A 25,507-nucleotide genomic window follows, 5' to 3' on the forward strand; every position below is an offset into this window, starting at 1 on the left:
CGGCCTACTGCGCCACTACCTTCTTGCCCCGGGCTATGAACCGGGCGCATTCCTCCCGGATCCCCTCGAGGGCCGCCGCGAGCTGCTCCTCGGTCTCGACGCCGGCTCCGAAGAAGCCGCCGACGTCGATGGTGACGAGGCGCTCGCCTTCGACGAGACGACGGACCTCTGCGATCGCAGCCTTCAGGCGGCTCGCGCAGGCTTCCGTCTCGTACCTTAGCTGCGGAATCGGCGTCCCCTTGCCGTCGCTCGTGGCCCCGCTTCGGAGGGGCGCCGAGATGCGGCGCCCGCTGGCTTTCGTCGAGCTCTTCCCATCCGGGCGTCTTCGCCAGCTCGAGGAGGGCCGCCGAGTAGGCCGCCACGCGGGCCTCGAGGGCCTCCCTGTGGCGCCGGGCGTACTCGTCGTCGAGGGCTCGCGCGTTCTGCTGGATGGCCGTCAGCTCGCGGAAGAACGTCTCCCGGGCGAGAAGGTCCTTCAGCCCGGCCGCCTTCGCGGCCAGGCCTTCGGGCAGGTCGGGCTCCTGCTCGAGGAAAGGCCAGCAGCTGGCTAGAACCCGCTTCGCCGAATCGAGGAGCGCCAGGTTCGTGTCGGTGAGGGCGACTTCCAGCTCACCCGCCCGGCGGACGGCGTCCTTGATCGTCTTGTGCGAGGCGTTGAACGTCGCGATGGCCTCGTGCTCGGTCCCGCGGGCGATCGCCTTCATCTGCCCTTGCGCCGCTTCGAGCAGCTCCGTGCCCGGGAGGCCGTGGGAGCGAAGGAGTCCGAGAACGGTGACGACGGCGTCCTCCACCCTTTCGATAGCACTCCGGATCTCGACGGCGAGGGGGCCGAGCGCGATCTCGCGGGCTTCCGCTCCGAAGGTGTCGCGGTAGGCCTCGGCGGCCAGCAGGAGCTCGGCGAACTCAACGCCCTTCTTCGGCCGGAAGGAGGCCGCCCGGAAGAGGTTGTTGTTCCCGAACGCCTCGCGGGCCTTCGGGCCCGTGGCCGAGTCGATCGTCTGGCCGGCGCTCGTCATTTCGACCTTGCCGGCCCTGAGGAGGCAGAGGGCGAAGAGTCGCACCGCCTCGAAGTCCCACCCGAAGGGCTCCTTCTCGAACTCGTCCGCCAGCCAGCGCCCGCTCGTCGTGTCGCCGTACCCGGAGCGTTCCTCGATGCGGCGGAGAACCTCGGCGAGAGGACCGTCGTCGAGGTGGAAGACCGTCTTTCCCTTCTCGTCCCGGAGAAGGTGGAGGGCGTGGAAGGTCCCGGGTGGGCCCTCGAGGCTCGTTGCGCCAAGGAGGGCGTCGAGCGCCCTCTTCAGCTCCGCAGTCCGGGCGGCGGCCTCGCCGAAGCGCTCGAAGAGCTCGGGAAGGGTGGCACCCAGGATCTCGGCCGCTACCTTGCCCACGTCGGACCCGTCTCGCGGGCTCCGGTCGTTCCCCCGGAAGCTGACGCTGCCGGCGAGGCAGGCGGCGCGGAGGAGCCGGCGAAGCTCGTCCTGGTGGCGCTTCAGGCGGCGCTTCTCCTCACCGACGAGGGCCGACTGGTCGGCCGTCCGGGCGTCCCGCTCTTTCCTGTCGAGCATCTCCTTCGACCGGTAGAGCTCGACGGTCTCCCGGTCGATCGCCTCGTTCAGGGCGACGGCCCAGAAGACGTTCCGGCGTTCCTCCCGGCTCCTCTGGCGAAGCTCGGCGGCGAGGGTCTCGAACGCCTTTCCGTCCTCGGCGAGGTGAAGGTGGAAGACGACGTCGCCGTCGGTGTCGATCCGGCCGTGAATCGCCAGGCCGGCTTTGAAAGTCTTCGTGTCGAGGTAGGTGTAGGACGGCTGCGGTTTCCAGAACGCGGAAACGGTCTCCGAATGGAGGCGGTGCACGTCGCCCGGGCGGGGGCTGAGGCCGTTCCGGGTCTTCTCCCAGTCGTCCTCGGCCGGGGTGGGAATGCGGTAGCCGTCGTCCCCCTGCCGGACGAGATGGGCCTTCTCGAGGGCGAGAAGCGCCTCGCGGACGGGAGCGAGGCAGGAGTCGGCTTCGACCGACGTGTGGAGGCAGGCGGCGATGTTCTCGGCGGTCCGGGGAACGCTCTGGACGTACTGGAGGAGGCAGATGGTCTTGGCCACGGCCTGCGCGAAGGGATGGTCGACCCTCTGCGGGATAGCGGCGATCCTCGCCCGGACCTCCGAGCCGATGTTCTGGTCCACGAGGTCGTAGACCTGGTCGAGGCGGACGAGGGCCCCGACCGGTTGGTCGGCGAGGTTGACGGCAGGGTTGATGAGGAGCTGCTGGGCCAGCTTGATGATGGTGCGGTTCGCGCCGCCCACCTGGCGCCCGGCTCCACCCTGGGTGCGCAGGCCCGAGACGACCTGGATGACGAGGTCGATCTGGTACGGGAGGAGCGGGTAGAGCTCGACGAACGCATCGCGGGCGAGCTCGGGGAGGCGGATGTCGGCCGAGACGCGCGTACAGGCGGCCAGGCGGCCCCGATGCTCGTCGAAGAGCTTCCCGAGAGCCGACTGTGCGCCAGCGTTCTTCGCCAGGACGCGGCGGCTCGTGACCTCGGAGATGTCGGAGGGCTCGAGGTGGACCTGGAGCGGGAAGCGGTCCATCAGGCGCGCCAGCTCGATCTTCTTGTCGTCGAGGCCGGAGACGATCTGATCGAGCTTCTCCTGCGAGGTGACGACGACCCAGTGCTTGCCGCGGCCGACGCGGCCGAGGTTCTGGACGATGGCCTGGAGATCGAGCATCTTCTGGACGTCACGAGCCACGAACTGCCCCACCTCGTCGACGACGAAGACGAGAGAGTGTCCCGGCTTGCGGCGCTTCATCAGCTCGGTCGCCCGCTCGGCGAGCTTGCCGGGGGTGATGTCGGCCTTGTCTTTGACGGCCTTCACCCACGAGTCGGCCATCGGGAAGGTGACCGGGTCGAGCTCGTGGACGACGTTGCTCGCCTGGCTCAGGGCGAAAGCGACCTTCCCCTTCTCGGTGCTCCAGCTCTTCTTGTAGATGCGGGCGTACTCGCTCTCGAACTTCGCGAGCTCCCCCTTCTCCTCGAGCGCGATCTCGAGCTCGGAGAGGTCGAGGTCCTTCGCGTAGCCGAGGCTCTGGAGGAAGAGCCCGTACATGATCTCGGTGAGGGTCTGGTTGCCGCTCCGGATACCGCGGTCGGTGGAGACGTCGAAGATGACGGCATGGGTGGGGACCTTCTCGGCGATCGTGGCCAGGAGGACCTTCAGCTTCGTGTCGCCCGTCCGTTCTCCGAACTCCCTGCCGGCATAGTCCCCCCGCGATCGGCCGGTTGGAGAGGGCGAGGCCGAGGATCTTCGCGAAGCTCGACTTGCCCGAACCGAAGAAGCCCGAGACCCAGACGGCGATTCCCTCGTGAGGCTTGCCCGGGGTCTCGGCATACCGGTCGAGGACCTCGGTGTAGTGCCGCCGGATGGCGTCCGTGACGACGTACTCGGCGATCTCCTCCCGGAGGATCGTCTCGTCGGTCTGGTCGACCTTGATGACCTCTTCGATCTGGCGACGGATGTTGCTCGCAAACAGGGAGTCGATGGTGGGGCTCTTCATCTCGTGGGCCTCTTCAGAGGATCTTCGGGCGGTAGTTGTGCTCGGCGTCCAGGACGCCCATGAAGCGAAGGCCGGCAGCGCCATCGAGCGTCCCCGGGTAGAAGAGGATCGCCGGGACTTGGACGCGGCCCTTCAGCTGCTCGAGGAGCGAGAACGTGCGGTATACGGGAAAGAGGGCGCCCGTGCGGAGTAGGAAGACGACGTCACGGAGCGGGTCGGGCTCGGCCGGCATCCGCGCGGCGACGAGGTCGACGAGCGGGGCGTACGAGGAGAGAACCTCGTGGATGGTGTCGACGAGCGTCGGGGGCCCCTGCTCGCGCTCGGCACGGATCCAGTCTTCGAGCGGGTTCTGCGAGCGAAGGGCCTCGTCGAGGCACTCGGCCAGGGAGATCCGCGAGACGCGCTTCCCCTTCTGGGCGAGACGGGTCCCCAGGAGGCTCACCAGGCGGCGCATCTCGAGCTCCTCTTCCGGGTCGTACCGGAAGATGGCGTACGGCATGTCGTGGTAGGCGCTGAGGCGGGTCCGCGGGTCCGGGAGCTCCAGGATCGGCTCGAGGACGGTCTTGATGCGCTGTTCGAGGTCGCTCATGCGGCCATCCTCCCGGCGTAGTCGAGGGCGTTATCGCAGGGAAGCGTGAGGTGGGAGAGGCTCCCGGCGACGTCGTAGTGCAGCTTCTGGAACTGGTGCAGCCGGAGGAGCTCCCGCTCCACGTCGGCGGGCTCCATGAGGAACATCTTCCACTCCGGCGACTCGATGAGGCGGCGGGGGTTCGGCTCGGCGTCGCGAAACGCGTGAAGGAGGTAGAGGAAGCTCCGCTCCGGAAGGTGGTACGAGGCGAATTCCCGGACGGCCGTGCCCTTCAGGAGGCCGAAGTCGGCGGCCATGCGCAGGAGGCCAACGGCGACCCGCTCCAGAGTGGCCTCTCCCCAGGCATGCTCCGTGACGCCGCCCCGCCCGCCGACCTCCCGGAGGAAGTCGTGGAGCTCCTCGGGACGGAGCCGATGGGCTCCCGCGGCCCAGTTCGGGTAGAGCCAGCCGACGAGGAAGTCCCGGAAGAGGAACTCGTCGCGGGTCATGTGCCAGAGGAGGGCCGGCTTCCACTCGTCGAGGCCCCAGCCCGCCTTCGCGAGGAGGGCGAGAGGCCGGTCACGGCCGGCAGGGTCGAAGCGGCGGTTGAGGACCTTCCCGACGTCCCGGAGCCAGGTCTGGCTCTTCGCGCCGACGAGGTTGACCTCCCGGACGTGGTCGAGGTTCTGGCGCTTGGTCCGGTCGAAGTCCCAGGCGGCGAGGGCCGCGTAGCTCTCCTCGATCATCGTCCCCTTCACGATCGTGAACGAAGAGACGACGTTGGCGCGGGACGCCTCTTGGCCCCGCTTCGTCAAGCGTCCGCCTTTCTCATGTAGGGGACGGCGAGGGCTCCCGGTTCCCCCCGGGCGAATCCGAGGGCGAGGAGGGTGAAGTCGGCGTCCGCGCCCGTGAAGACGCCGGGGAGCTGGACGGCCCTTCCGTCGGCGCCCCGGCGGAGGCGCCCGAGCGCCTCGAGGTCCGGGTCGGTCACGAGGCCGAGGCCGCGAAGGACGGCGCCGAGGTCAGCGCCTGCCGGTTTCTCGAGGGCCTCGAAGAACGGCTTCCACTCCTCCGCCTGCTCGAGCCAGCGCTCCCACATCCCCTCGAACTCCTCCTCGATGGAGGCCGGGAGGTCCCAGAGGGTGACGCACTGGGGCGGCTCGAAGACTTCCCGGCAGCGGTGCCCGGCGACGGCGAAGACCGCCCGGGCCTGAGCGAAGCGGTGCGTCCGCGGAAAGCCGCGCCGGAGCGCCATCGCCCCGAGCTTTCCGAGCTGCCCGTTCGTGTTCCACCAGCGGGCTCCGTCCATCTCGCCGAAGCGGGCGACGGCGAGTCGGAGCTTCAGAAGTCGTTCCATCCCAGCGTGCATTCAGGGACTCCAGTTCCAGGGCTCGTGAACCGTTTGGAGGGCCTCTCCCGTGGCGTTACTGCGCGGGAACGGGAGGCGCCCAGGGCATGTTGCCACCGAATCGAGAAGTGACGCGAACTTCAGCCCATTCGGGCCATCTGCTGAGACCGGATCGCCGGCTTGACATCCCCTACCTGTCGGCCGCCGAGGCGGCCACGACGGAAGCCGGCGTCTCGAGTTCAGCGACCTCGTCCCCGACGGCCTCGTAGTCGAACCCGTAGACGTCGCTGTACCAGACCGGCCCGCACGCCATTCCGCCGTAGGTGATCTCGAGGGCCAGGAGCTTGTTCCCGTAGCCGATTCGCTCGAGGAACCCTCGCAGCCTCGACAGGTCGAGCTGCGAGGTCCGCCTCCCGCCGCCCGCTTCTGGAAGTCCGCGTAGCGGTATCCGAACTCTGCGGTCTCACCGATGAAGACGAATGCCAGGTGCCGGCAGGCGTCGACGTTCGCGATCGAGGCCTCCCCGACGATCCGGAGTGCGTAACCGCAGATCGGGCAGTGCGGCCGAGGCGTGGCGCAGCCAACTGGCAGCTCGACAGAGGCGTACTGAGGCTTCGCGGCGGGCTTCATGGTCGCCTTCTCCTCCTACGGGCTGCTTCATCCTTCGCGGGCCGGTCGGGCACGAAGCAGCTGCCAACCAGTAAGGATCAGCCGTTGAAGGGACAGATGATGTCCAGGCCCCGCGGATTCACGGGAGATTCTCCTGGCCTGGACCGCCGACGGGACCGCCGACGGCTCTTGACCGCCCTCGGGAATCGTGGAGCCATACCGGCCGAAGCCACACTCGCGGAGGCTCCATGTGCCGTCCACGGCTCGTCAAAGACCGATGGCCGGAGGCCGCCACTCGCCTGGGACCCGTCCTTTTCGCCACAGAGCCACCGAACTCGATTGCCCCCCGAGGGCCTATCCGAGACCACGCGCTGCTCGGCGCCGGTAGCGATGAACGAAATGGATAGTGCCTGCCTGAACGGGTTAGTGCGCGTCACCAACCCTCTCAAGCATTCCTAGGCACGAAATCCAGCGCGTAGACTGGCTCTATGCAGAACCCCTCCAGGCTCAAAGACCTCCTCGAGCGCCTGAAGCTGCCCATCGAGCTCCTCGCATTGCTGGTAGGCGTCCTACTCGGCGCCACGTCTCTATGGCAGCAGCTTCGCCCGACACCGACGCTCGTGGCCGATATCCTGGAAACGCCCGCGCTCTTGCCCGCCGAACTCCTTGAGGACGCACGGGCCTTGCCGACCAAGGCCACCGAGACTCTCCTGAAGGACGAGGCCCTCCAGAAGCTCATTCCCTCGGCCCCGCTTCGAGAGGACCTTCGGCCGGTCATCACCACGGTACTCGGGCGCTATGCAGAGGGCATTCACTCTCCATGGCGCTTACAGGAGAAGCTCATCGTCTGCACAGTCCGGAATACAGGTTCGACCACCCCTGTCCGCGGTGCAGCTTTCATTCCCCAACTGGATAAACGGTCACGTTACTTTGCGGGGCGCAGATGGAACGACGACGGTTCAGACTACGAAGGGCCTCATCGATGTCGGCGAGCTGCGGCCCGGAGCTTCAATGGAGGTCTTTGCCTGGGGCATGGGCCTTCTCTCCTTGGATTCTGCTCGGCTTACTCACAAGGATGGGCTCGGTGCCATTCAAGTAGCCCGACCTGTTCCTCGCTTGGTATCCGAGAATGGCGGCGTCTTCATTTCGTACCGCCACGCCACGCTGTTCCTGCTCGCAGTAATCATCGTCGGCGCCGCTCTTCTTGCGCTCTCAAAGCGCCCTGTTCGTTCATCGGCCGCGTCGCCAACTGGGAAGGATGCCGGCTAACCCGACACGCAGCGGACTACGCTGCGCTCGCCGCTGATGCTGCGGTTAGACCCCGGAGGGCACATCCACGATGAGTAACAACATCAACCCGAACGCTGTCGCCAACGCCAGCGGTTACCCGCTCGAGGCCGCTCTCGCCGCGATCGCCAAGAAGTGGGAAGGAGTAACCCTTTGGCATCTCTTGGCGCGCGAGCATCCGTGGGACCATCCGGTGAGGGGTGACAAGCGCTTCATCGATATCGTTCTCGGCGGTCAAAAGAACGACGAGATAACTCACGCACTCTACCGTTCGCGTCTAGTAATCGAATGCAAGCGCGTCGAGGGGCACTGGGTATTTCCCGTCCGCCAGAACGACGCTGCCAAGAGCAATCAGGTTCGGGTCCTCTGCGCACAACCGGGTTCAGCCGCGGGCACTTCCTGGCGGAAGGTCTCATGCGGCCCACCCTCGTATCACTCCGAGTTCTGCGCGATGAGCGTAAAGAAGGGTGGCCCGATAGCCTCGATCGAAGAACAATCGAGGGATGGGGTTCAGAGCTGATACAGTCAGGCCTCGCCTTGGCTGCTCAGGAGTCCGAGTCGCTGGGTGCCAACGCATCAGGCATCGAACTCATTTCCTACATCCCGATGATTGTCACAACGGCGCCCCTGACCGTCCTCTTCTTCGACCCCGAACGCGTTGACCTGTCGTCGGGGCACGTCGCTTCTCCCCAGACAGCCGAACCCGAATCCGTAGGTTGGGTGCGCTTCACGAAGAACCTCGGCTTCGAACCGCTCGGCACCGAGCCGCTCTCGCCACGGCCCGATCACCTTCTCGCGCGTCAGGGGGTCTGGGTCGTCCACGCCACTGCATTTCTCGCGTTCTTGAAGGCCGCCCTATCTTTCCGCGTTTCCGACGATGCCTAACCGCCGGCATGCAGCGGTCTCGCTGCGCTCGCCGCTGATGTGATGCCGGACGTTAGGCACCGTCTGCCCAGCCTTGCCCGAAATCCGCTACGGTAACTACGTGTTTAGACCGAAGCCAGGAGATCCCCCTCCCGAATACCTCGCTGCCCTCCGCGAGAGCATCGCTCGTGATCCTGATGGCCTGGAAGCCAAGGACTTCCGCTGGAGCCTCCGCGATGGGTTCTCCGAGGACGACGCGCTTCTGACTGTGGCGCGGTCGCGGCTCGGTCTCTGCGAGCCCGGTACCCTTGTCGTCCTCAGGCAGAATCCTTCGCTCTATCTCCTTGCAGACGCTCGAACCCTGGCGGCTCTCGCCAAGCTCGCAGCACGCGAAGGCGACTCGTGGCTGGAAGCCTCGCACACCCGGGCATCGATCCTATTAACCGTTGCGGCCCTCGAGGGCTTCATCAACGCCGTTTACGAGAATTCCGACACTCCTCACCTCGACACCAAGCTCCGAATGCACCCGCGGGAGAAATGGCTGCGAGCTCCCCATGCGGTGCTGCCCTACGGAGGTCGCCTCTGGGACGGCGAACGGTTGCTGTATAGCCCAGGCGACCCGATCGAGTCCTTCGTCGAAAGCGAGGAACCATTCAAGTCCTTCAGTGAGCTCTGGACGCTCCGGAACGATATGGTTCACCCGAGGAGCATTGAAAGGGCCCACGCCTGCGACAACATCCCTCCCCTAGACGAGATCGGTGAACGCTATGCGCACACCGACATTCCAAAGGAGTTTCGCTTCTGGCGTCATCAGGATGCTCGCCGCGTTCACCGAATCGCTTGGGCGATGATCCGGAGCTTGAACACCTTCCTGAAGAACCAGCTCTCCACTGGACTAGGGGGCGCCCATTCGATCGAGTACAGCATTGGCCACGGAACGAATCGAACAGGAGCGGCGGACTCGATCGAGTCTTGACCTGGAACGACACTTGAAGGTGAAGACACCGCGTCCAGTCCTTCGGGCGACGAGAAAGCACCCCATCGGATCAGATGGGGTGCGGGCGTTGCATGCCTCTTCTCAGAAAAGGTGGATGAGGAGCGGGAGAACGGTATCTGGGTCGAGAGGCTGAGCGTCCCCTTCTCCCGGTGGGAGAGGAATGCCTGCCTCGAAGAAGTCGTCGAGGATCCGGTTCACGAGCGCGGTCATCGGGAGCTTCCTTCCGGTTCGCGCGTGGTGCGTGACCTTGAGCTGGTAGAGGCGCCGGACGTTCCGGTCCTCGATGAACGGCTGGTAGAGACCGAGGCGTGCCACGGGCGCCTTCAGAACGTCTCGTCGATGCCGTGGTCTTCGTCGCTCTCGCCGTAGAGCGTCGGGACCGCCGTGTGGCAGTGGAAGCACTCGATGGGCGGCCCCTCGTAGAGGAGCTCGTAGTCGACCACGAACCAGGCCCGCTCGTCGGTGGAGAACGGGTCGAGGAAGGCCGAGACGGCGTTCATGCACGAGGCGCAGCGCATCTCTCCGTCGACGGTGATGTAGAGGACCGGGACCATGTCGGCGGGGATGACGGAGCGGAAGCGGCCGTCTGGCTCGAGGAAGGACTCCGGGAAGACGAGCATCAGTTCACCTCCCTCCAGTGGACGCGAGCATCGAGGAGCGGGGACCAGTCGCCGTGGCGCATCGTCGCGACGTCGATGACCGAGGCGATCGTGAGGACACCGCTCGAGGTGACGACGAACTCGATCGAGATGTCCCGCCCGCAGTTGAGGCAGGGGGTGAGCAGGCTCCCGTCAGGCGGGAACCGGCCCTGCTCCCCCCAGTACCTCCCGCAGGCAGGGCAGCGGATGAAGAACCACGGGGTCGCCATCAGTAGCCCTCGTCGGCGCGCATGTAGTCGGCAGCGGTGATGCAGGCGTCGGCGAACTCGCTGTCGGGATCGTCGTCCGCTGAGACGAGGCCTTCGGTGACGTCCTCGACTCCGGCGTAAAGGTCGCGGGCACATGCCGGGCAGAGAAGCACCTCCTGCTCGGTCTCGGGGTCGTCGTAGGTTCGGATGCCGCCCGTGGCGCCGCAGTCCTCGCAGTGGGTCGAGGTCGCTTCACTCATAGCGCTCTCCCCTACTGGCACGAGGGGGTGACGAAGAGGACGAAGGGGCGTTCGGCGTACGTGACCGTGGCGAACGGGCCGTAGGCCCCGCAGGCGAGGTGGTGAAGCCGGACCATGGCGTCGAGGTCCTTCGAGACGGCGTGCTGGACACCGTGGCGGCCGACTCGGACCGAGACGAGGTCGAGGAAGTGCTGGACGCCGTCGATGTCGATCGGCGCACGGAACCAGGCATCGGGTCTGACTCCCAGGTGGGCGCCGGCCGGCGAGAGCGGGACGGAGGAGAGGTCGAGTCTCATGCGGCACCTCGCTCCGCGGCGCCGGGTACGGCTTCGCTTCGACCGGCACGGAGGATCGTGTCGGCGGCCTTGAAGATCCGCTGGGCGGAGTGCCCGGGGGGGGTTGCCCGCGCCGTACCACGACTGGATGTAGCCGCGGGCGTACTCGGCGCCCGGGAGGTGGAGCGCCTCGAGACAGAGGAGGGCGACCGCCTCGGCCTCCGCTTCCGTGAGCGTCTTCGGGAGGTCCGGCCGGTCGTCGCCGCGCTCGGCGGTGTGGTTGAGGAGGACGTGGCCGAGCTCGTGGAAGAGGGTCTTGGCCGGGAGCGCGGCGATGGGGCTCACCGCGACGGAGCGCCCGTGGGCGAAGCCCTGGACGTTGCCGTCGGGCAGGTCGAAGGCGATGCGCTGGACCGCGAGGGCCTCGAGGGCGCGCGCCTCGTCCCACGACGGGATCTCGACGGCGTTCGTGAGGGGCTCTCCGTCGGTCTGGGCCAGGACGAACCACCGCGGTTTCCAGACGAAGATCGTCTTCAACCGCGGAGCGTCGCCCTCGGGCACGGGCCGGCGGCTCCGCTCGTCGTCCTTCACCCGGACGCTCACCGGCATGCACAGGACGATGGCCTTCTCGCCGGCCCGCACGCGCCGCTTGAGCTCGTTCCACCGCTGGAGGGTGGCGATCGGCCCAGGGGCGAGCCGGCGTTCGCGGCACTGGAACATGGCCGCGAGCTGGTTACCGAGGCTGTAGCCGTGAAAGAGGCTGTACGCCTCGAGGATCTGGCCGGGGCGGGAGACCGCGTCAGCGAGGAGCTCCGCCCAGCGAATCGAGACGGGTGGAGACATCAGGGACCTCCTTGCGTGTCAGGTCCCGGACGCCCTCGCGCCCGGGACGGTGTTTCGTCCGGGGCACGGCGTCGAGATAGCGGGCAAGTTCAGTGCTTGAGGTAGACCACCGGTTTCAGGGGTTCGGCCCAGCAGCGGCGGCAGTCGCCACACGCCGGTGGGCTCCTGAGGTACTTCGGGCAGGTGGAGCGCGCGGGGTCGGTCGTGACGGAGCTCCCCGCGTGCAGACCGGGGATCACGGGCGGGTCTCCGTCGATCAGGAGCGCGCTCGGGCGGACGGTGACGTTCGGCAGGAAAGCGAGACGGCGGAGGGAGGCGAGGAGCGGATCGTCGTCGGGGCGGACCTGGCCGTGGATCGCCCAGCTTCTCGTCGGCGCCCAGAACGAGACCTCGGGAAGGGCGAGGGCGATCTCGTACCAGGCGTCGACGTAGGGTGGGCTGAAGAAGTCGCCGGAATCGTGGAGGCGGAAGTGGCGTTCGTCTCGACGGGAGATGAGCTCCGTGACGACCGGGGCGAAGCGTCCGGAGGTGAGGGCGTGAACAGTCCAGGCGAGCCGCCTGTCCTGGGCGAGCTTCACGGTTCGCCACCTGTAGCGCTTCCGTTCATCGGCGTAGCAAGCGCTACAAACCGACGTCGGCGTGAGAACGACCCCGGGGCAGGTGCGCTTGGCCGGGAGGCTGAAGGAGCTCCCCGGCATCGCGTCGGTACGCGTGAGCAGGCACATTAGGACCTCCTCGATGGATTCCCGGGCGCCTCGGCGCCCTCGGGCGGCCGACGTCTCGACCGAAGGTCCCAAGCAAAGGAGCGGACCTATTCGGGTGCAGAGACGCCAGCCGCCAGAGAGCTCAGAGGGCCGGGGAGCACCCGCCGGCCGAGTAGGTCCCGGAAGCCGGGAGACCTGCGGGTGCCGAACCGAGTTGGGAAGGAGCTGCGGCCGTGCCGACGCCAGAAAGAGACCACACCGGAAGCGAAAACGTGAGAGCCGATCCCGGGGACGTGCGTCAGCCGCACGGCCGGCGGCCGTCGACCTCGAGGAGGCGTGACGGGTCGCGCTGTGCGGAACACGCACAGGGCTCCCCTCGCCCGGACGGTGGACACGGCAGGGTGTGGCACAGAGCCGGCTCCTGGAGCTCGACAGCGGGCCGGGATGCCGGCAGGAAGGGGTCTTCCGCTCGGCACCAGACGGCGCCTCCCGGCCATGCGTTCGCCCAGCCGGCCAGGGAGAGGACCGCCTCCCGGGCCGCGCCGGCCTCGCGGAGGAGTCGGGAGAGAAGCCCGAGTCGCTCGAGAGGATGGCGGTGGAGACGGGCGTTTTCGACTGTCACGGCGAGGCGAAACGTCGGGAAGCCGAGGAGGCGCTGGCAGAGCTCCGGGCGGACGGCCAGCTCTGCGTAGCGCGCGGCCTTTGCCCGGGCGAAGTGCGCGGGCGACTCCATACCCCGGTCGTGTTCGAGAAAGACGAGCTCGGGGCCGGAGGCTCCTGGGAGAACGAGGACTCCGTCGGGCTGCGGCAGCTGGGCCGGCGCGCCCCCCTGGGGGAGCGGCCGATCCCAGGCGGAGTACCAGAAAGCACCGTGCGCCGCGGCGAGGCGGACGAGGAGGGTGGCGGTCTCCCGCTGGTGACGGAGGAAGGCTGGTGCAATCCGCGGAGCGAGCTCGAGGGGGCGCGTCCGCGCCGACGGCAGCATCGTGGCGACGAGCTGCTGAAAGGGAGTTCCCTCCGCGGCGCCGAGGACGAGACCGAGACCGGCGGTCCGGCCGGCTGCGGTCGCGTAGATCCAAGTGGGGTTCCCTCCCCTCTCCGTCGGCTCCGACCAGGTCTGGAGCCACCCGCGATCGACCATCCGATTGACGAACCGCCCGACGACCTGCCGCGAGACGTCTTTGAACAGGGCGTCGTGGACGAGGACAAGAGGGACGAGTCGGAGGCGAGTGATGAGCTCGAGAACAGCGTGCTCTCGAAGGGACACCGGAAGGGGTCGGTCCTGGCCGGCGACACCGGAGGCGCTCTCTCGAGGGGTGGTGCGGACCCTGCTGCGCGTAGGGGCACCGGTCTCGGCGGCACGCGTGGCTTCTGGCTGCGGTTCGCTCGCGGCCTCTTGCGCGCGATCACGCCGCTCCGGCGCGCGTCCGGCGCGTGACGTCTCCTCCGCGCTGCTGGGCGAGCTCGATGACGGGGCCATAGTCTTGACAGGTGGGCAAGAGAAGAGTACTGCGTGAATTGCCTCGTTACGAGGTGTCCCCCCACTACCTGTGCAGACCGCGCACGCGGACGGGGCTTGTCTTTGCGTCCCCCGTCCGCCGTCGTGTGCGCCAATCGCACATCTCTCCCGTACGCCCTCCCGTGGCCGCCCCATTTCGGCCACCATGCAGGCGTCTCTCCTCCTCTCCCCCCGCCAGTGGTCCTCCCGACACTCATCCGCGAAATCGAGAAGCGTGGCCGCGCACAGGGTTTGTCGATCTCCCAGATCGCGGCCACGCTCGGCGTGGACCGGACTCGCTTCGTCCACATCCGTAACGGCACGGGCCGTCTCAGCCTCGACTCCGTCCACGAGGTCGCGGCCCGCTACCTGACGGACCCGGAGATGAGCCGCCTCCTCCTCGGATACCTTGCATTCGATATCCCGAACCGAGGTCCTTCCGTACCGAAGGCGACCCTCGACGACGCCGACCGGAACATGGTCTCCGCCCTCGTGCAGCGCCTCCCGTCGCTCCTCGTGTCGGGCGGCGGCTTCCTCCTCCAGGACGGCGACGCGGCTCGGCTCGCCCGCGTAGCGGCGGCCATCGAGGACGCTGTCCGCTCACACGGCGTCGGTGTGCTGCGCGAACGGGCGAGCGCCGGCCTCAGCCTCGACCGCCGCCACGCCCTGCTTGCCGCGCCACTGCTGATCGTCGACCTCTCCTCGCCGCTGCGAGAACCGGTCCGCGACGTCCTGACCCGGCGCGCGGAGACCGCTCGCTTCACGATCGCTATCTGGCGCCCCCAAGGCAGCGACCCGCCGAGTCCGCCGCTCGACCGCTTCCGCCCGCTCCTTCTCAACTCGCCCTCACTTGCGAATCACTGACCGCCTCACGCTCGTCCTCCCGACGCGCGAGCCCCCACTCGGGCTCTCACTTCTCGGAGTCGATCTGGGGGCGTTCTTCGTTTCGGCCCGGGAAATCGGTCCCGACCCTGCCCTCGCGCTGCTCGCGGCGCGAGCGCTCACGCTCCGGCATCGGGGCGCCGTGTCGTTTCACGACCTCGGCTGGGTGCTCGGCATGCGCCAGCGCGGTGTTCTCCACGCACTTCGACGGCTCTCTGCTGCCGGTGCCATCGTCTGGCACGAAGAGGCCGGCCGTGGCGTCGTGGCCGTCGAGGTCGTCGGTGAAATCCCCGGCGTCCGCCCCCTCTTCGGCCCCGAGGACACCCCCTCCGTTCTCGACCCATGCACTCCCCACCCACTGGTTCGTGCAAGTGCTCCCGCTCGTCGGCAGACGAGCGTTCCTCGCCTACCTCTACCTCCGGAGCCGCGAGCGGCGAGACGGCCTCACACCGCCCCTCCTCGTCTCCGCCCTCGTGCGTGCCTGCCGGCTGCGCTGGCAGTGGCAAGGACACCGCGTTCTCCGGCACCTCAAACGTCAGCATCTCGTCATTCCCGTCGCAGGCCAGCGATATGCCGTCCTCGACCCCCGACCGCCGACCTCGCTCCAGCGTCGATTCCTGAGGCTTCTCGAGGTCGGGGCGCTTCCGCCGACCCGGGCCGAGAGAGCCGCCCTTCTCGCCGCCGCCATCGTCCTCCCGCTCCTCCTCGCCTCTACCCTCGCCCTGCTGTGAGTACCGAGATGCCGCTCACGCTGACGTTCCGGACCCGCCAGAGCCGTTACTGGACCGCGATGGCCGACTTCTACCGTGCCAAGGACAGGTTTCTTCACGAGATGTTGCGTCGGGAAGGCGAGGGACGGCGATTCGGGGAGTACATCGCCGCGGACGGGTCGCGGATTGCGTGCCGACTCACGGGGACCGACCTCCGCCAGCACGCCCTCGCCCTCGGGGCTACGGGAAGCGGCAAGTCGTCTCTCCTCGAAGCCATGGCGAGAGCCCTCCTCTCCCGCGCGAACGCCTTCGCCGTCATCGACCCGCACGGGGATCTCGCGGACCGCGTCGAGCGCTGGGCGCGGATCTCCGGTCAGCTTCGCGTCGTCTCCCTCGACTTCACCCGGCCGGAGAGCCTGCCGTCGTGGAACCCGCTCCTCCCGATGGCCGGCGTAGACCCCGGACGCCAGGTGGACCTCCTCGTGTCGGTGCTGCGGCGCCTCTACAGCGCCGAGCGCGCCTCGTCCTGGGCGTGGGGCGTGAAGGTCGAGGAGATCGTCCGCATGGCGCTTCGCGGGTCCATCGAGAGCGAAGTTCCGGTGACGCTCGCCGACCTGGAGCGCTTCCTGCTCGACCCGCGCTACCGAAAGGAGGCCCTCGCGACGGCTGGCCCGGAGGCCACGAACTACTTCCTGCACCGGTTCGGCCCCCAGGAGCAGATGTACGTCTCGGCGGTCGTTAACAAGCTCTCCCCGTTCCTCGGTTCGGCCGCCGTGCGGCGATTCCTCGGGGGCGGGGGCGAGCCCGTGGACCTCCTCGACCTTCCGGACCGGCCCGTGGCCCTGATCGTGAACCTCGCCCGCGGAGCCCTCGGCGCCGCCGCCGACGTCCTCGGCCGACTCCTCCTGAACACGCTGCTCCTCTCAGCCCTCCGGCGCACCGGCTCGGTCCCCGAGACCCGGCGGCACTTCGCGCTCCTCGTCGACGAGGCGCATGCCTTCGCAGGGACCGAAGGCGGCCTCGAGGACCTCCTCGTGACCGGGCGGAAGTTCCACTTCGCGCTGACTCTCGCCTCTCAGGGCCTTTCGCTCTTCCCTGCGCACCTTCGACCGCTGCTCCTCGGGAATACGGCCCGGCAGTTCTACTTCCGGCTCCCCTACGCAGAGGCGCGCCTCCTCGGACCGGACATCCTCGAGCCGCTCGGGAACGTCGGGCGGGAAGCGGTCCGCCCGTACGACGACCTCTCGGACCCCCTACTCGATCCCCGTGAAGAGCTCACGGCTCGAATGCGTGAGCTCACGGACCTCCCGCGGGGGGCGTGCTACTGGGCGCTGCGCGGCCGGCGGTTCAAGGCCCGACGGATCCGGGTGGACCGGCCGGAGACTCCGCCGGCCCGGTTGACCGAAGAGGCGGAGGTCCGAATGGCTCTCGGTGAGATCGAGTACGGCCAGAACGCACACCTGTCGTGATGCCAGATGTCACCCCGCCAAGTCCGACCGGTCCCGACCGAACCCTCGATGCCAACCGCGCCGCTCTTGCCCAGCTGATGCAGAGTGCCGGCGGAGCGATTCCTATCCCGCGACACGTCAGAGACGCGTTTCCGCTCTGGAACTCGAAGGCCCTTCTAGAGTTGCTCTCGGGGGCGAAGCCGCTCTGGTTCCCGTCTCGTGAGCACTTCCTCGAGCGGGTGAAGCTGGCTCTTGAGGAAAGCAAAGGGGTCCTCGGGCAGTCCGCGAAGACCCAGTCCTGGCTCCGCTGCACCTTCAACTCCCTCGAGACCTTCCTGACTCGGGAGGACCGATGGGATGCCTTCCTGCGAGGAGACCTCCCCGCCCAAGTCGCGTGCCTCGAAGGCTGGGTCGCGGCGCTGCGCCTACGGGGCCTCTCACACACGACCGTCCACACATACTGGAGGGCGCTCGCGTCTGGCTTGAACCGAATGGCCGACCGCGACGGGACTCTCAGCCCAGCGCGGTTCGCCGAGCGGCCAGCGCCCGGCCTCGTCCGCCCGAGGGCGCTTCCCCGCGTGGCGATCGAGCAGATATTCCAGTTCCTGCGAAACCAACAGTGGCACTCTGCCTTCGGCCGCGCCCGGAACCTCGCGCTCGTGGGATTGATGGCGTTGGCAGGGCTGCGACGCGGCGAGGTGCTCTCCCTCGGTGTCGGCGACGTAAATCTCGAATCGTCGTCGCTTCGGATCCGCCGCGGCAAGGGGAGACACGGGGGCCGCGACCGCACGGCATACATGACGCCACAGCTCGTCCGGCTCCTGGCTGACTACCTGGAGGAACGCAAGCGCTCCCATCGGGCCCACCCAGAGCTATTCAGCTCCCTCGTGGGTGACCGCCGCATCGGCGAGGTGACGGTCCGTCGGCTTTTCCGACAGATCGAACGCGGGACGAAGATCCACGTGACTCCCCACATGCTGCGTCACTCGTACGCCACGATGCTCCGCCAATCAGGTGTGAGCGATCGAATCGCGATGGACCTCCTCGGCCACCGTTCACTCGCGGTCCTCCAGCGCTACTCAGCGGTCTTCGACGGGGAGTGCGCCGCGGAGGCGGCGCGCCTCACCCTCGACGTCCCACTCGGCTGAGCGCGTCGAGCGACAGGCGCTCCACACCGCGACGCTTGTCCTCATCCCAGACCCGGAAGTAGACCTCAGTCGTCCGGATGCTCGCGTGGCCCGCGAGGTTCTGGACCACGTGGATCGGCACGCCCGCTTTCAGCAGCAGCGTCACGAACGAGTGGCGGAGGCGATGGAGCCCGAAGGCGATTCCGGACGCGCGACGGACCCGCTTCACGATCCGCATGAGCGCCGCTTCCGACATGGCGCTCCCGCCGCGGGGCGAGGCCCAGAAGCCCGGCGCCGTGACCCGCGCGATCGCCCGCTCCCGGACGAAGCGCTCGAGGACATCCCGCAGTTCGGGTGCCACGAAAACCAGCCGGTCCTTCCCGTCGCCGCGGCCCTTGCCGCCCCGGACCTGAATCGTCCCCTGATCGAGGTCCACGTCCGTGTACAGGAGGCGCAGCAGCTCGCCCTTTCGAAGACCCCCGTACATCGCTGTCGCCAAGACCGCGACCGCTCGCCGCCGCTCGAACGGCGAGTCCCACGGGAAGTTGTCGGCCGCGATCAGTATCCGTCGACACTCCTCCGGGCTCAGGGCCTTCGGCGTCGTCTCGCCCGTGACTGGCTGGCGCATCCCCCGAAACGGATTCATGACGCCGTCCCGCCGTTCGAGGTCGACGAAGAAGGGCCGGAGCGCTCGCCAGTAGTGATTCGTCGTCATCGCTGAAACACCGCGGCGGTTGTTCCATGCGACGAACCCCTCGATGTCGAAGAACTTGATGCTGACCGCCGGCGGCAGCTGCCGTCTCCCCTCGGCGAGGAAGCGGCGGAACATGACGAACGCGCCGCGGTAGCCGCGCAGCGTGTCGCGGCTCTTGCGCTCGACATGACGGCTGTAGTCGAGGAAGTCCTCGAAGCGCCGATCGAGCTCACGGAACGACCAGCTGGGCGGATCGCAAGCAGAAGCCATCTCTTCGGGATTCTGGTTCGGCGTCCCGACCCGCTGCGTGCGGGCGGAAGGTCGCGCGGAGAAGGAGGAGACGGACGGTCGGAGGGGTCGAGAGGAAAACATGGGATGGGGAGGGAGCTTCTGGCCTCCCGGAGCCATCGGTACGACCCGCTGCCTTGACCTTCTGCGACGTGCCAGGCGGAAGGTCACAGCGGCGTTTCAGCCTCTCCCTTGAGAGAGGCCGATTACCGCTTCCAGAAGCCGACTGGCGGGGATGGCGGGGTTCGAACCCGTGACCTTCCGCGTGACAGTCGGCGCGACCTCGCCGAACTGTCGATTCCCGCGTCCAGACGCGGAGATTCGGCTCTGGACGCGGCGCTGTGACCTGCTGTCGCGAGACGGGCAGAAGGTCAGGCAGGAGCGTCCGATGTTCCGAAAGAACAGTGCGCCTCCAGTCAAGCACGGAGGGGCGCTCACCTCAAGGGCCTGTCGCACCGCTCAGCGCCCGGGGCCCCGATGAGCGAGTGACACCGCGGCCTCCTGCCGTCTTCGGTTGTCTGCCTGCCAGCTCGCCGCCCGAGTCCGAGTGGACCGCCCAGACGCGCCAATCTTGGAGACGGTGAACCAACAGCCCGTGACCATGCCGTCTCGTCGCTCAGCGACGGCAGCACTTCAGCTACTACCGTCGGCCGCGGAACTGGTCAGCGATCCACTCCGTCGTGAGGGTCGTAGAGCGGAAGAACATCGTCGCGAGATCGAGGAGGGCCGAGAGCGGAACGCCCTCAACCCGCAGCAGGTGAGTGCGGAACGACGCGTTCTCGACCGTTCCATTTCGCAGGTGCATCGCCATCCGGGCGGTGCGCGCGTCCCCCTCGTAGACGTTCATCGCGAGATCGAGGTGGTTCACTGCGGCACCGTCGAAGTCGGTCCCCGGGAGCGCATCCGTGTCGAGGTGGATGCATCGCCCGAGGAGATGATCCGCCGTCTCGGTCAGCTCCTCCACCATCATGGAGAGGTTGCTCCGCTTTGTAGCGCTCGACTCCAGCCGCCGGACACCGCGCACTCGATACTCCCAGAACCTCGTGATGTCGCCCGGGAGAGCATCCTCGAGTTCGTAGACTCCACCGTCCGTTTCGCCCGCGTAGAGCCCGAGCGTGCGCCACCACTTCGGATTCGCCGGGATGACGACCTGCTCCCAGAGTCGCTGGGATGGGCGGGACTCGAACCATGCGTGCGGATCGAGACGGATAAAGATGGGGGCTGCCGGGAATGTGGCACAGACCCAGGCGAGGATGTCCGGTGAGAGGAAGGCGTCAAGACGGGCGTACCCCTTCCCACAGGCGATCACCTCTGAACCGTCGACTTGCCGCAATGGCGGTCGAAGCGCGATGAGTTCGGAATCCTCGTCGCCCGCCACCCGTTTCCGCCGAGCGTCCCAGGCTCCCGACTCCCTGACGAATACAGCCTGGGCGCGCTCGTAGCGCGCGAATCGGCTCCGCAGTTCCTTCTGGGTGATCAGGCCTTCGAGCTCAAGGCAGGCGGTGATGCCGGCGAGCCGCCGCGGATCTGGCAGATCCCTTAGGAACCCCGTCGGGAGATACGGAGACGCCCTCTGCTCATCCGCAATCGTCATCAGAGCGGCACGGAGGTCCACGAGACGGCCGAAGCGGGTCGCTTCTTTCGAGGCGAGCGCTTCGAGGGCATCGATCGCGCTGGCGCCATCCCGGGCGCACGACTCCGCCACGCGCTCGAGTTCACTGAAGAACTCGTCACTGTCGTCCACTCTCACCCCTCCAGCGAAGTCGACGGACTGCACCCTGACTGCCCCGCGCTCATCCTTGGTCGAGTCCGGTCGCGAGGATCTCCGACCGCCCCAGCCAGTAGCACGCGAGCGGGGCCGGGATCTTTACCGCCATCGCCTCGACGTTCTTGGTCGGAAGGCGCACGAGCCCGAAGTCGTCGGAATCGCGCGTGATGACGTACCCCTCCGTGACCTTGCGCTCGTCACAGAAGGCGGTGAGTCCCGCGAGCTTTCGCAGAGTGACGTCGGCGCGGTGCTTCACCTCGAACGGGACGAGCCGGCCGTTCACGTCGGCGATGATGTCGACCTCCTGCCCCTTCGGACCTCCCCGCCAGTACGAGAAACCGATGCTCTGGGCGTAGTACCGCGTGTAGACGTGTTTGAAGAACGCCGTCTCGACCGCGAGGCCGAGAGCAGCCGCGTCTTCGAGGAGCGCCTTGCCGCGCAGGAGAACGCTTGGAGCGATCGCCGGATCGGCGAGGTAGATCTTCTGCTTCCCGCGGAGGATCTCCTTGCCGTAGCCGAACGGCCGCAAGCGATAGATGAGATGGGTGTGCTCGAGGAGCTCGATGAAGTTGTTCGCGGTCGGCTTCTTGACCTCGAGGCTCCGGCAGAGTTCCTGGACGTCGAGGAGCCCCCCGTCGTGGAGGCAGAGGTAGAGAAACGTCTGCTCCAGCTCGAGGATGCGGCGCACGCCGTAGAGGGCCGTCATGTCGCGCTTGAGCACCTTGTCGACGATGTCCTCGCGGAGGAGCTTCTGCGCGAGCGAGATGCTTTCGATCTGCGCGATCTGCGGGAATCCTCCCCGAATCAGGTAGTCCTGGAAGGGTCCGACGAGATCTACGGCGAGCGCACCGACCCGCGTGAACTGCGCGGGGGTCCAGGAGAAGAGCTCACGCAGCGAGGGCACATCCGGCAGCTTCGGAGTCGGGAGCCTCTTGATCTGGAGGAACTCGTAGAACGAAAGGGGCGCGAGCCGGACGGTGTGCCACCGTCCGGGACCGGATTCCTGCCCTTCCACGATGAGCGGAGTCGCCGAGCCGGTCACGGCGATGCGGCGCTTCGGTTCGAACTTCACCTGGTGCTTGATCCACGTCTGCCAGTCCTTGGCGTACTGGATCTCGTCGAGGAGGACGTACTCGACGTCGCGCGCCGAGGGCTCGTACTCCTTCCATAGCCGCATGAGCCCGTCGAGCCCGATCAGCTTCAGGAGCGGGTGGTCGAACGTCGCGTAGAGGATGCTGGTGGCCGGGACCCCCTTCGCGAGCAGTTCTTCTATCGCCTGGAGAAGGATCGTGGTCTTGCCGACCTGGCGGGCGCCGCTCAGGAGGAGCGCCCTCGGAGCGGGAGGCGCCGAAAGCCACGTCTCCACTTCGCGGAAGGCGGCGCGCCGCCAGCGAGGCAGCTCCGGCACGCGGTTGCCGTCCCACCACGGGTTGAACTGCCGGAGGACGGCGATGAGCTCGGCGCGAGGGGCGATCATTCTCGAAATCTACCAAGAGTGTCATCGTTAAGTCAAGTATACTTACCTTATCGGCTACATATAAGCCGGTTCCACGAAATCACAAGCGGTTCCAGAACCCCGGTTCTTCAGTGGCTGAACTCGGCCTCTTCGAGGGATCTGGTCTAATCCGGGCGTTTTGCGGCGGAGGCAGCTCGAACAACCATGGGCGACGGCCCGGTCGCCCCACAGCAGCGTGTGACTGAACTGCTCCGGCGGTGGAGCACCGGTGACGAGACCGCCTTCGAGGAGGCGGTCTCGCTGGTCTACGAGGATCTCTACCGCATCGCCCGACGAAAGATGGCCAACGAGCGCCCCGGGCACACCCTCCAGCCGACCGCCCTCGTGAACGAAGCCATCGCCGGGATCATGAGCTGGAACGGCTACACCTACGCCGACCGCGCCCACTTGATCCGGGCGGCTTGTTTCGCGATGCGGAGAGTTCTCATCGACTACGCCAGGAAGCGGGCCCAGGCGGTGCAGGCGGAGGTCTCTCTCGCCGAGGGCGATGTCGAGATCCCCGGGGAGACCGGAGCCTCCGTCGTATCCGCCATCGCTCTGAGCCAGGCGCTCGACCGCCTCGCCGCCGAGGACGCGAAGACCGCAGAGGTCGCGACCCTCCGCCTCTTCGCTGACCTCACTCTCCAGCAGGTCGCCGAGGTGACCGGGACCACGGTCCCGACCGTCCACAGGAAATGGGTGTACGCCAAGGCGTTCCTTCGAAAGGAGCTCTCCTCGTGACCGACGCTCGCCTCGTGAGGAAGCAGGAGCTACTGGCTTCGCTGGCCCTCGCGCCGACCGAGGACCGACCCCGACTCCTTGCCGAGAACTGCGGTGACGATCCGGGTCTTCGGGCCGAAGTAGAGGCCCTTCTCCCCTACCTCGGAGCCCCGACGCCATCCCCGGCAGGAGACCTCGAGGCTGCCCTCGAGGAGAAACTCGCCGAGAGGTTCGTGGGAAAGGCCTTCGGGCCCTACACCGTCCAGCGGCTCCTCGGCAGAGGCGGGTTCTCCCGCGTGTTCCTGGCGACCCGGTCGTTCGAGGGGCAGGAGCGGACGTACGCGATAAAGGTGCCTCTCGGGGGCTCCTTCGCCGAGGAGGTAGCGCGCTACCGCCTCGAGATCGCCGTCCTGAGCCAGCTCCGTCACCCGAACATCGCGGGCCTGGTCGACGTGGTTCCTGGCCCGGACGACCGGCCGCTCCTCGTCATGGACTACGTGGACGGGGCCCGGCCGATCACGCTCGCCGCCGCCGAGACGAGCCTTCCGGTCCGACAAAGGATCGAGCTCTTCCTGAAGGTCCTCTCGGCGCTCAGCGCCGCGCACGAGCGCGGCGTCATCCACTGCGACCTCTCGGCTGGGAACGTCGTGCTGAGGGCGGACGGCGAGCCGGTCATCATCGACTTCGGCATCGCGAAGGTCTCGTGGGAGCGCTCCGGCACCGTCACGGTCGGCCCCCGGCCGCTCACGTACGAGTACGCGAGCCCCGAGCAGTACCGCGGAGAGCCCCTCACCGTCCGCACCGACATCTACTCCGCAGGCGTCCTTCTCTACGAACTCCTCGCTGGTGCCCTGCCCTACGACGTCGATCGGAAGGACACCGAGGCGTGCCGGCGGGCGGTCTGTGACGCGCCGGCCGAACGTGCGAGCCAGCGAGCGCTTCGGACTTCGGGACCCGCCCCCAGGGCCGGCCCGGTCCGTCGCGAAACAACTCCGCGGGGACCTCGACGCGATTCTGGGCAAGGCGCTCGAGAAAGACCCCGCCCGTCGATACGAGTCCGCGAATTCCTTTGCAGAAGACCTCCGGGCCCATCTGGAGCTCCGCCCCGTCGTGGCGAAGGCGCCGGGCGGCTTCGAGCGGTCCTGGCGCTGGGCGAGGCGCCACCCGGCGATCTCGGCGACGGCGGCTCTCGCGGTCATCCTCTCCGTCGGCTTCGGCACCTTCCACGTCGTCCGCCTCGAACGGGAGCAGGCGCGCGCACGGAAGATCGCGGCGGCGTTCCGCGACGTCCTGCGGGGATTCGACCCGGCGGCCGTCGCGAAGAACCCGGTGACCGTGCGAGACCTGCTGGACCAGGCCGCCGCGAAGGCGGAAGACCAGCTGAAGGACGAACCGCTCGTCCGCGGGGCGGTCCTCGAGACGCTCGGGACGACGTACTCGTCGCTCGGGGACCTCGATCGAGCCGAGAAGCTCCTCCGGGAAGCGGTCAAACTTCGGAAGGGCGGGTCGCTCGCCGAGCGGGCGGAGAGCCTCATCGCACTGGGTGCGACCCTCCAGCGGCGTGGGCAGCTCAAGGAAGCGGAGCCGGTTCTCCGGGAGGCTCTGACGCTGCGGATCAAGGACCGAGGGGAGTTCGACAAGGCGGTGGCCGAGTGCATGACGACGCTCGCCATCGTCCTGAAGGACCAGGGGAACGCGGGGAGGCGATCTCGCTCATCGAGCGCTCGCTCGCGATCGAAGATAAGGTCGCCCCGGGGAGCGACGCGGTGCTCGAGTCACGTAACGAGCTCGCGAACATCCTCATCGAATCGACGAGCGACTACCAGAAGGCCATCGCTCTCCACGCCCAGAACCTCGTCGACCTGAGGAAGTACTACGGAGAGAGCCATCCGTACGTCGCGCTGGCTCTGAACAACATCGCCCGGGCCGAAACGGACTCTGGCCGCTACGCGGACGCGGACCGACACTTCCAGGAGGCGCTCGCGCTCCAGCGGAAGATCTACGGCGGACCGCACCCCGAGACGGCGCTCACGCTGCACAACTACGGCTTCCTCCGCCTGGACGAGGGAAGACTCGAGGAGGCCGAGGCGCTGACGCGCGAGGCGCTCGAGATGCGCCGGAGCGTCCTGCCGAAAGGGCACTCGGACCTCGCGGTGAGCCTCAACAATCTCGGCCTCATCGTGAAGCGCCGCGGGCACCTCGACGAGGCCGAAGCGTGCTATCGCGAGTCGCTCGAGATCACACGGGCGGCGGACGGCGAGGACAGCCTGGAGATTCCCGTCACTCTCATGAACCTCGGCGGGATCTACCGCGACAAAGGCGAGTTCGCGAAGGCGGAACCTCTCCTCGAGGACGCCCTCGCCCGGGACAGGAAGTTCTTCCTCTCCCCGAACGTGGCCCTCGTGCGCGACATGACCTCACTGGCCCAGACGAAGACAGGGCTCAAGAAGTACTCCGAGGCGGAGGCGCTCCTGAAGGAGGCGACCGCCGCCCTCGGGAAGACCGGCGTCCCGCCAGACCACCGGGCGTACGCGGACGTGCAGGACGTCTACGCCGCGGTGCTTCTCAAGACCGGTCGCGTGGACGAAGCCCGGTCGGTCATCGAGACGGCGCTCCGGACCTTCGCGGCCACGCCCGCCATCCGCGCCGGGTTCGAGAAGCTCCATGCCTCCCTCCCGAGCCAATAGCGAGTATTTCGTCCGTCTCGCGAGAAAAACGACTCCATTTCC

Annotated in this window: 24 protein-coding genes and 1 pseudogene; 10 read left to right on the top strand and 15 right to left on the bottom strand. The window is 67.6% G+C overall.

Features of this window, described 5'->3' with window-relative positions:
- Positions 1 to 4: 4 nt before the first annotated feature.
- From brxC to IPN03_03180, 4 genes and pseudogenes are all read right to left on the bottom strand, one after another.
- Positions 5 to 3,546, bottom strand: a pseudogene (gene brxC, locus IPN03_03165) (BREX system P-loop protein BrxC).
- Positions 3,547 to 3,559: 13 nt separating this feature from the next.
- Positions 3,560 to 4,135 carry a DUF1788 domain-containing protein gene (locus tag IPN03_03170; GenBank protein ID MBK9372743.1) on the bottom strand — a complete coding sequence of 192 codons (576 nt, stop codon included), beginning with the start codon at positions 4,133 to 4,135 and terminating at the stop codon, positions 3,560 to 3,562.
- Complete coding sequence (locus IPN03_03175) at positions 4,132 to 4,860, bottom strand: DUF1819 family protein (protein ID MBK9372744.1); 729 nt, start codon at positions 4,858 to 4,860, stop codon at positions 4,132 to 4,134. The genes IPN03_03170 and IPN03_03175 overlap by 4 nt, the downstream gene beginning before the upstream one ends.
- Before the next feature lie 65 nt (positions 4,861 to 4,925).
- Positions 4,926 to 5,483: a BrxE family protein gene (locus IPN03_03180; GenBank protein MBK9372745.1), complete on the bottom strand. Its 558-nt coding sequence runs from the start codon at positions 5,481 to 5,483 to the stop codon at positions 4,926 to 4,928.
- Positions 5,484 to 7,410: 1,927 nt separating this feature from the next.
- On the opposite strand from IPN03_03180, the gene IPN03_03185 reads away from it, so the two are divergent.
- The 3 genes from IPN03_03185 to IPN03_03195 all read left to right on the top strand — a co-directional run bounded on the left by IPN03_03185 (position 7,411) and on the right by IPN03_03195 (position 9,198).
- Positions 7,411 to 7,878 carry a hypothetical protein gene (locus IPN03_03185; GenBank protein MBK9372746.1) on the top strand — a complete coding sequence of 156 codons (468 nt, stop codon included), beginning with the start codon at positions 7,411 to 7,413 and terminating at the stop codon, positions 7,876 to 7,878.
- A gap of 17 nt (positions 7,879 to 7,895) precedes the next feature.
- Positions 7,896 to 8,243, top strand: a complete 348-nt coding sequence (locus IPN03_03190; protein MBK9372747.1) for a hypothetical protein — start codon at positions 7,896 to 7,898, stop codon at positions 8,241 to 8,243.
- A 100-nt stretch (positions 8,244 to 8,343) separates the two neighbouring features.
- Positions 8,344 to 9,198, top strand: a complete 855-nt coding sequence (locus IPN03_03195) for a hypothetical protein (GenBank protein MBK9372748.1) — start codon at positions 8,344 to 8,346, stop codon at positions 9,196 to 9,198.
- 102 nt (positions 9,199 to 9,300) lie between these two features.
- Here the strand turns inward: IPN03_03195 and IPN03_03200 are convergent, their stop codons facing one another.
- The 7 genes from IPN03_03200 to IPN03_03230 all read right to left on the bottom strand — a co-directional run bounded on the left by IPN03_03200 (position 9,301) and on the right by IPN03_03230 (position 13,415).
- Positions 9,301 to 9,534, bottom strand: coding sequence for a hypothetical protein (locus tag IPN03_03200; GenBank protein ID MBK9372749.1), 234 nt, complete (start codon positions 9,532 to 9,534; stop codon positions 9,301 to 9,303).
- An 8-nt stretch (positions 9,535 to 9,542) separates the two neighbouring features.
- Complete coding sequence (locus IPN03_03205) at positions 9,543 to 9,839, bottom strand: hypothetical protein (GenBank protein ID MBK9372750.1); 297 nt, start codon at positions 9,837 to 9,839, stop codon at positions 9,543 to 9,545.
- Entirely contained in the window at positions 9,839 to 10,087 is a 249-nt protein-coding gene (locus IPN03_03210) for a hypothetical protein (GenBank protein ID MBK9372751.1), read from the bottom strand. The genes IPN03_03205 and IPN03_03210 overlap by 1 nt, the downstream gene beginning before the upstream one ends.
- Positions 10,087 to 10,326 carry a hypothetical protein gene (locus IPN03_03215; GenBank protein MBK9372752.1) on the bottom strand — a complete coding sequence of 80 codons (240 nt, stop codon included), beginning with the start codon at positions 10,324 to 10,326 and terminating at the stop codon, positions 10,087 to 10,089. The genes IPN03_03210 and IPN03_03215 overlap by 1 nt, the downstream gene beginning before the upstream one ends.
- Before the next feature lie 11 nt (positions 10,327 to 10,337).
- Positions 10,338 to 11,444, bottom strand: a complete 1,107-nt coding sequence (locus IPN03_03220) for a hypothetical protein (protein ID MBK9372753.1) — start codon at positions 11,442 to 11,444, stop codon at positions 10,338 to 10,340.
- Between the two features lie 89 nt (positions 11,445 to 11,533).
- Entirely contained in the window at positions 11,534 to 12,169 is a 636-nt protein-coding gene (locus IPN03_03225) for a hypothetical protein (GenBank protein ID MBK9372754.1), read from the bottom strand.
- 277 nt (positions 12,170 to 12,446) lie between these two features.
- The gene (locus tag IPN03_03230; protein ID MBK9372755.1) at positions 12,447 to 13,415 is read right to left on the bottom strand and encodes a replication-relaxation family protein; all 969 of its coding nucleotides are present in this window, start codon (positions 13,413 to 13,415) and stop codon (positions 12,447 to 12,449) included.
- On the opposite strand from IPN03_03230, the gene IPN03_03235 reads away from it, so the two are divergent.
- Both IPN03_03235 and IPN03_03240 read left to right on the top strand, forming a co-directional pair.
- Positions 13,344 to 13,586 (top strand): hypothetical protein, encoded by a 243-nt coding sequence (locus IPN03_03235; protein ID MBK9372756.1) that lies wholly within the window; start codon positions 13,344 to 13,346, stop codon positions 13,584 to 13,586. The two genes, IPN03_03230 and IPN03_03235, sit on opposite strands and share 72 nt — an antisense overlap.
- A 312-nt stretch (positions 13,587 to 13,898) precedes the next feature.
- Positions 13,899 to 14,510, top strand: a complete 612-nt coding sequence (locus IPN03_03240; protein MBK9372757.1) for a hypothetical protein — start codon at positions 13,899 to 13,901, stop codon at positions 14,508 to 14,510.
- Positions 14,511 to 14,556: 46 nt separating this feature from the next.
- Here the strand turns inward: IPN03_03240 and IPN03_03245 are convergent, their stop codons facing one another.
- Entirely contained in the window at positions 14,557 to 14,883 is a 327-nt protein-coding gene (locus IPN03_03245) for a hypothetical protein (protein MBK9372758.1), read from the bottom strand.
- A gap of 10 nt (positions 14,884 to 14,893) precedes the next feature.
- Here IPN03_03245 and IPN03_03250 point away from each other — a divergent pair, with 10 nt between their 5' ends.
- Genes IPN03_03250 through IPN03_03260 form a run of 3 tightly spaced genes read left to right on the top strand, consistent with a single transcriptional unit; the run spans position 14,894 to position 17,834 of the window.
- A complete protein-coding gene (locus tag IPN03_03250; GenBank protein MBK9372759.1) occupies positions 14,894 to 15,259 on the top strand; it encodes a hypothetical protein in 366 nt (121 codons plus the stop codon).
- Positions 15,260 to 15,267: 8 nt separating this feature from the next.
- Positions 15,268 to 16,707: a type IV secretion system DNA-binding domain-containing protein gene (locus IPN03_03255; protein ID MBK9372760.1), complete on the top strand. Its 1,440-nt coding sequence runs from the start codon at positions 15,268 to 15,270 to the stop codon at positions 16,705 to 16,707.
- Positions 16,707 to 17,834 (top strand): site-specific integrase, encoded by a 1,128-nt coding sequence (locus IPN03_03260; GenBank protein MBK9372761.1) that lies wholly within the window; start codon positions 16,707 to 16,709, stop codon positions 17,832 to 17,834. The genes IPN03_03255 and IPN03_03260 overlap by 1 nt, the downstream gene beginning before the upstream one ends.
- Here the strand turns inward: IPN03_03260 and IPN03_03265 are convergent.
- The 3 genes from IPN03_03265 to IPN03_03275 form a co-directional block, all read right to left on the bottom strand.
- Complete coding sequence (locus IPN03_03265; GenBank protein MBK9372762.1) at positions 17,809 to 18,777, bottom strand: tyrosine-type recombinase/integrase; 969 nt, start codon at positions 18,775 to 18,777, stop codon at positions 17,809 to 17,811. The genes IPN03_03260 and IPN03_03265 overlap by 26 nt on opposite strands.
- A gap of 658 nt (positions 18,778 to 19,435) precedes the next feature.
- Positions 19,436 to 20,539 (bottom strand): hypothetical protein, encoded by a 1,104-nt coding sequence (locus IPN03_03270; GenBank protein ID MBK9372763.1) that lies wholly within the window; start codon positions 20,537 to 20,539, stop codon positions 19,436 to 19,438.
- 49 nt (positions 20,540 to 20,588) lie between these two features.
- Positions 20,589 to 22,040 (bottom strand): ATP-binding protein, encoded by a 1,452-nt coding sequence (locus IPN03_03275; GenBank protein MBK9372764.1) that lies wholly within the window; start codon positions 22,038 to 22,040, stop codon positions 20,589 to 20,591.
- Positions 22,041 to 22,223: 183 nt separating this feature from the next.
- Here IPN03_03275 and IPN03_03280 point away from each other — a divergent pair, with 183 nt between their 5' ends.
- Both IPN03_03280 and IPN03_03285 read left to right on the top strand, forming a co-directional pair.
- Positions 22,224 to 22,799 (top strand): sigma-70 family RNA polymerase sigma factor, encoded by a 576-nt coding sequence (locus tag IPN03_03280; GenBank protein ID MBK9372765.1) that lies wholly within the window; start codon positions 22,224 to 22,226, stop codon positions 22,797 to 22,799.
- Positions 22,796 to 25,465 (top strand): tetratricopeptide repeat protein, encoded by a 2,670-nt coding sequence (locus tag IPN03_03285; protein MBK9372766.1) that lies wholly within the window; start codon positions 22,796 to 22,798, stop codon positions 25,463 to 25,465. Before IPN03_03280 ends, IPN03_03285 begins: the two co-directional genes overlap by 4 nt.
- Positions 25,466 to 25,507 lie beyond the last annotated feature (42 nt).

It is taken from the genome of Holophagales bacterium, from assembly GCA_016719485.1.
In the GTDB taxonomy this organism is placed as follows: Bacteria; Acidobacteriota; Thermoanaerobaculia; order UBA5066; family UBA5066; genus UBA5066.